We start from the raw sequence: 5,675 nt of genomic DNA, 5'->3' as shown, positions 1-5,675 counted from the left end.
CCGGACGCGTCCGGTGCGGGCCCTCCCGTATGCCGTGGACCGATCAGACGGCCGGGGCACCCTGCTGCTGCGGGGCGATGCCCAGCGCGGCCGTGTACTGCGAGAGCACCAGCTTGCCGATCGCCGGGTAGGCGCCCAGCGGCTCGGCGGCGGCGCAGCCGGCCTCCTTGGCGGCCGCGTCGAGCAGGCCGTCGGCCAGCTCGGGACCGATCAGGTACGGGGCGAGCGCCAGCTGCACCGAACCGGAGCCGCGCAGCTGCTCGGCGATCGCGGTGATCGAGCCCTCCTGGTCCAGCGCGGCGGCCATGACCGGGACGGCCAGCCGGGCGGCCAGCAGCATGCCGGTGATGCCGGCGGCCTGCACGGCCTCCTCGCCGCCGACCGTGGCCAGGACGATGCCGTCGGCGGCCGTGGCCACCGTGAAGAGCCGGGCGCGGTCGGCGCGGGCCAGACCGGCCTCCGAGAGGCGCACGTGCAGGGCCTCGGCGAGCAGCGGGTGCGGTCCGAGGACGTCCGTCAGCTCGGCGACGTTGCCGCTGTCCATCACGGCCTGGCGGATCCGGCGCATCAGGGCGCTGTCCGGGCCGGCGAGCAGCGGCACCACGACCGCGGCCGGGCCCTCGGGGGCGCTGACCTCGCGGCCGGCGGCCAGGGCCAGCTCGTACCGCTCGGTGCGCAGCGTCTCGGCCCGCGTCAGCACGGTTCCGAGGGTGGGGTACTCGGCGTCGTCACCGTCCAGGTAGCCGATCACGGCCTCCAGGCCGGGCAGCTCGGAACGGGCGATGCTCACGACCTCTTCGGCCAGCGAGCGTATGGCGGCCGACGGCACGCCGGGGACGGCGAGAACGAGTGCGGGAGCACCCTCGGGCGCCGCCACGGGTTCGGGGCGACGGTGCCGTCCGGGCTGGCGGGGTCGCGGCATTCGTACAGGCAGGCCGGAAGCAGGCCCAGTGGGGGAGCTCATGGCGCCGCATGTTACTGGTTTCGTCCGCCGCGCAGGGCACTGAGGTGCAGCAGAGCGTTATCTGCCCCTCTTTGTCCGAACCGTCGTTTACCGGGTCAATTGCAGCAACTGAGGCTCCGTGGGCAGCCGCAGTGTGTCCGTGGCCAGCCAACCGGCGATGGCGAGCGACCCGGCGAGCGGATCCCCGGCCGCCGACGTCGGGCGGGCATGCGGCAATTGTTCCGCCAGCTGCGCGCGCAGCGGTACGAGGAGTGGGTCGCCCATCTTGAACAGGCCACCCGTCAGGGCCACTTCGGACGCTCCCTCGGCCGGGCACACGGCGGCCGCGGCCTCGGCCACATGCGCGGCGGCCTGCCGCAGGATCCCCGTCGACACCTCGTCGCCGGCCGTGGCGCAGTGCGCCACCTCGGGGGCGAAGGAAGCCAGTACCGCGGGCCGGTCGGTCCGTGGATAGAGCGCTCCCGGCAGCCCGGCGGCGGGACCGAACCACGCCTCGGCCCGGGCGAGCAGCGCCGGCGAACCGCCCCGGCGCCCGTCGAAGGCCCGCATCGCCGCTTCCAGCCCGGCCCGGCCGATCCAGGCACCGCTCCCGCAGTCGCCGAGCAGATGGCCCCAGCCGTCGGCGCGGCGCCAGGTCGTGAGATCCGTGCCGAGCGCGATCAGACCCGTGCCGCCCGCGACCACCGCGCCGGGCCGCTGTCCGAGGGCCCCCGCGTAGGCGGTGACGGCGTCGGCGGCCAGCGCCAGGCGTCGTACGCCCAGCGCCCGGTCCAGAGCGCCGGGCAGCACGGCACGCAGCTCGTCGCCGAGCGTCGCCATGCCGGCGGCCCCGACCGCCAGCGCGACCACGTCCCCCGCCCCGGCGCGCCCCAGCATCGCCTCGACGGCGGGCAGTACCTGCGCGAGGAGATGGGCCGCCTCGATCCCGCCGGGACCGGTCCGCACCGGCTCGCCGGAGGTCACGGTCCCCACGGGGCGGGCGTCCGCCGCCCGGGCGAGGGCGATCCGCAGCCCCGAGCCGCCCGAGTCGACCCCGACGACCCAGCCCGCGTCCGTCACGGCAGCCGCCAGTCCACCTCCTGCGCCCCTTGGCGCAGGAGCAGTTCGTTGGTGCGGCTGAACGGCCGAGAACCGAAGAACCCGCGGTCCGCCGACATCGGGGAGGGGTGCGAGGACTCGATCGCCGGCAGATCGCCCAGCAGCGGACGGAGATTGCGCGCGTCACGGCCCCACAGCACGGACACCAGCGGCTTACCGCGGGCGGCCAGCGCCCGGATGGCCTGCTCGGTGACGGCCTCCCACCCCTTGTCGCGGTGGGCGCCGGGCTTGCGGGGCGCGGTGGTGAGCGCCCTGTTGAGCAGCAGCACACCCTGGCGGGTCCAGGGCGTCAGATCGCCGTTCGAGGGCCGGGGCAGCCCCAGATCGGTGTGCATCTCCCGGAAGATGTTGTCCAGGCTCGGCGGCACGGGGTTCACCTCCGGCGCCACGGAGAAGCTCAGGCCCACCGCATGCCCCGGCGTCGGATACGGGTCCTGGCCGACGATCAGGACCCTCACCTCGTCGAAGGGCTGCTGGAACGCCCGTAGGACGTTCGCTCCCGCGGGCAGGTAGGTACGCCCTGCGGCGATCTCCTGACGCAGGAAGTCGCCCATAGCGGCGATACGTTCGGCCACGGGCGCGAGCGCATCCGCCCACCCCGGTTCGACGATCTCATTCAACGGTCGTGCTGCCACGGGCGTCACTCTACTGGCGCAGCGCCCCGGGGCTCACCCGATCACCGCCGCCCGCACGCAGAGCACGTCCGGCAGGTGCTCGGCGAGCAGCTGCCAGCTGTCCCCGTCGTCCGCGCTTGCGTACACCTCGCCGTTGCGGTTGCCGAAGTAGACGCCCGCCGGGTCGCCGTCGTCGGTGCACATCGCGTCGCGCAGGACCGTGCCGTAGTGGTCGCCCTCCGGCAGCCCGGCCGTCAGGGCGTCCCAGCTGGCCCCGGCGTCACTCGTACGGTAGACACGGCAGCGGTGTCCGGCCGGCACCCGGTCCTCGTCCGCGTTGATGGGGAACACATAGGCCACGTCGGGCCGATGGGGGTGCGCGGCGACCGTGAAGCCGAAGTCGGAGGGGAGACCGGCGCCGATGTCGGTCCACTTACCGCCCGCGTCGTCACTGCGGTACACACCCCAGTGGTTCTGCAGATAGAGCCGGTCCCGGTCGCCCGCGTCCTGCGCGATCTTGTGCACGCACTGGCCGAACTCCGGGTCGGGATCCGGCAGGAAGACCGCGGACACCCCCTGGTTGGAGGGGTCCCAGCTCGCCCCGCCGTCGCGGGAGCGGAACACCCCGGCCGTCGACACCGCGACCGTCACCGCCTCGGGGTCGCGTGGATCGGTCACGATGGTGTGCACGGCCTCACCGCCTCCGCCGGGCACCCACCGCGACCGGGTCGGGTGCTCCCACAGCGGGCGGACCAGCTCGAACGACGTACCGCCGTCCTCCGATCTGAACAGGGCGGCGGGCTCCGTGCCCGCGTAGACGACGTCAGGGGAGTGCGCGGGCGCGGGGTGCAGCTGCCAGACCCGCTCCAGCGAAGCCCCGGTGTCCTTGGGGAACTTGACCGCCGGCTTCGGCGGCTCGGTCCAGGTGGCGCCGAGGTCGTCGGAGCGGAAGACGGACGGGCCCCAGTGGGAGCTGTCGCCGCCGACGAGGAGCCGCGGGGTGGAGCGCCGGGTGTCGATGGCGACCGAGTAGATCGCCTGCGCGTTGAAGTGGGGTGCGTCGAACTCCCATCGGCCGTCGCGCCTTCGGCCGATGAACAGACCCTTGCGGGTGCCTACGGTCAGTACTACGTCGGGCATGGCCGACACCTCCAGGACGCCGTTGTCGCGGATACGGGCCAGTCTGCACCCGGCCACTGACAGCGGCTGCCGGAATGGGCGTCTCCCCAGGTCACGGGCGTGTTCCGCATCGACCTGGGGAGAGCCTGGAGCGCGGACTCCGAAGCGAGGATTCCGCGGGGAGGAGCGGGGCTCAGATCGCCCAGGCGTACTGGCTCGGCGCATGGGTCCCGGCGCCCAGCTCGCGCGCCGCCCGGCGGGCCCAGGAGGCGTCACGGAGCAGTTCGCGCCCGAGCAGGACGGCGTCGGCCTCACCGTTGGCGACGATCTTCTCCGCCTGGTCGATCTCCGTGATCAGCCCCACGGCGGCCACGGGCAGATCGGTCTCGGCCTTCACCCGGGCGGCGAAGGGCACCTGGTAACCGGGGCCGACCGGGATCTCGGCCGGCCCGCCGTTGCCGCCGCTGGAGACGTCGAGCAGGTCGACCCCGTGCTCCCGCAGCAGGCGCGCGAAGCGGACGGTCTCGTCCGGGGTCCAGCCCTGGTCCTCCAGCCAGTCGGTCGCCGAGATCCGGAAGAATAGCGGGAGCTCCTCGGGCCACACCGCCCTTACGGCGTCGACGACTTCGAGGGCCAGCCGGGTGCGGTTCTCGAAGGAGCCGCCGTAGGCGTCGGTGCGGTGGTTGCTGTGCGGGGAGAGGAACTCGCCGATGAGGTAGCCGTGGGCGCCGTGCAGTTCGAGCACCTCGAAGCCGGCCGCCAGGGCGCGGCGGGCCGCGTCGGCGAACTGCCCGGTGATCTCGGCGATCCGCTCCGTCGTCAGCTCGGTCGGGACGGGATAGCCCTCGGCGAACTCGACGGGGCTCGGCGCGACCGGCTGCCAGCCGTGGTCGTCGGTGGCGACCGGACCGCGGCCGTCCCAGGGGCGCTTGGTGGACGCCTTGCGGCCCGCGTGTCCGATCTGGATGCCGGGGACGGTGCCGTGCTCCTTGAGGAACGCGGAGATGCGGCGGAGCGCCTCGACCTGGGTGTCGTTCCAGATGCCGAGGTCGGCGGGGCTGATCCGGCCCTCCGGGGCGACGGCGGTCGCCTCGACGAGGATGAGGCCGGTCCCGCCGGTGGCGCGGGAGGCGTAGTGGGCGAAGTGCCAGTCGTTGGCGACTCCCGCGTTCGGGCCGAACACCTCTGCCGAGTACTGGCACATCGGGGCCATCCACACCCGGTTCGGGATGGTCAGCGACCGCAGGGTGTAGGGCTCGAACAGGGCGACGCTCATGACGGACTCCGTTTCGGTGGGCCTCGAAGGATGCTCGTACGATACTCATCGTAGTACGTCATCTGTCAAACTACGAGAGTTCTCGTACAATGGGCGCGTACCCCCGGATGAAGTGGAGCCGCCGCCGTGACGACCGCGACCAACCCTCGGGTCCTGGACCACCCCACGCGGGAGGAGATCCGCCTGGAGGGGGTGCTGCATGCGCTGTCGGACGCGGTGAGGCTCACGATCGTGAGCGACATGGCGCGCGAGGGCACCGAGTTGAGCTGCTCCTACTTCGACCTCCCGGTGACCAAGTCGACGACGACGCACCACTTCCGCGTGCTGCGCGAGGCCGGCGTCATCCAGCAGATCTACCGGGGCACCGCCAAGCTGAACGCCCTGCGCCGCGAGGACCTGGACACCCTCTTCCCCGGCCTCCTGGACAGCGTCCTGCGGGCCACCGAGGCCCAGTCGGAGCGCCTGGGCCGCTAGGGGGTGTCTAGTCGATCAGGCCGGGCTCGCGGCGTCTGGCACCGCTCCCCCAAGCTCTTCGAGCAGGGGGTACCCCCAGCCGCGTTGTCGTCGGTCGCCAACGTCCCCCGTAGCCCTTCGGGCACGGGAG

The 5,675-nt window shown here is 73.1% G+C and carries 6 protein-coding genes; 1 reads left to right on the top strand and 5 read right to left on the bottom strand.

What is annotated here, in order from left to right:
- Positions 1 to 43: 43 nt before the first annotated feature.
- The 5 genes from ACFVZW_RS36625 to ACFVZW_RS36605 all read right to left on the bottom strand — a co-directional run bounded on the left by ACFVZW_RS36625 (position 44) and on the right by ACFVZW_RS36605 (position 5,071).
- Positions 44 to 964: a sirohydrochlorin chelatase gene (locus ACFVZW_RS36625; RefSeq protein WP_384530862.1), complete on the bottom strand. Its 921-nt coding sequence runs from the start codon at positions 962 to 964 to the stop codon at positions 44 to 46.
- An 87-nt stretch (positions 965 to 1,051) separates the two neighbouring features.
- Positions 1,052 to 2,023: an N-acetylglucosamine kinase gene (locus ACFVZW_RS36620; protein ID WP_384530860.1), complete on the bottom strand. Its 972-nt coding sequence runs from the start codon at positions 2,021 to 2,023 to the stop codon at positions 1,052 to 1,054.
- Entirely contained in the window at positions 2,020 to 2,697 is a 678-nt protein-coding gene (locus ACFVZW_RS36615; RefSeq protein WP_384530858.1) for a uracil-DNA glycosylase, read from the bottom strand. The genes ACFVZW_RS36620 and ACFVZW_RS36615 overlap by 4 nt, the downstream gene beginning before the upstream one ends.
- Positions 2,698 to 2,730: 33 nt before the next feature.
- Complete coding sequence (locus ACFVZW_RS36610; RefSeq protein ID WP_384530856.1) at positions 2,731 to 3,816, bottom strand: WD40/YVTN/BNR-like repeat-containing protein; 1,086 nt, start codon at positions 3,814 to 3,816, stop codon at positions 2,731 to 2,733.
- A 172-nt stretch (positions 3,817 to 3,988) separates the two neighbouring features.
- Positions 3,989 to 5,071, bottom strand: a complete 1,083-nt coding sequence (locus ACFVZW_RS36605) for an NADH:flavin oxidoreductase/NADH oxidase (protein ID WP_384530854.1) — start codon at positions 5,069 to 5,071, stop codon at positions 3,989 to 3,991.
- Positions 5,072 to 5,197: 126 nt separating this feature from the next.
- Here ACFVZW_RS36605 and ACFVZW_RS36600 point away from each other — a divergent pair, with 126 nt between their 5' ends.
- Positions 5,198 to 5,545 carry an ArsR/SmtB family transcription factor gene (locus ACFVZW_RS36600; protein WP_384530852.1) on the top strand — a complete coding sequence of 116 codons (348 nt, stop codon included), beginning with the start codon at positions 5,198 to 5,200 and terminating at the stop codon, positions 5,543 to 5,545.
- Positions 5,546 to 5,675: the final 130 nt, after the last annotated feature.

It is taken from the genome of Streptomyces sp. NPDC059567, from assembly GCF_042735655.1.
In the GTDB taxonomy this organism is placed as follows: domain Bacteria; phylum Actinomycetota; class Actinomycetes; order Streptomycetales; family Streptomycetaceae; genus Streptomyces.
This window is presented reverse-complemented; position numbering and strand designations above follow the sequence as displayed.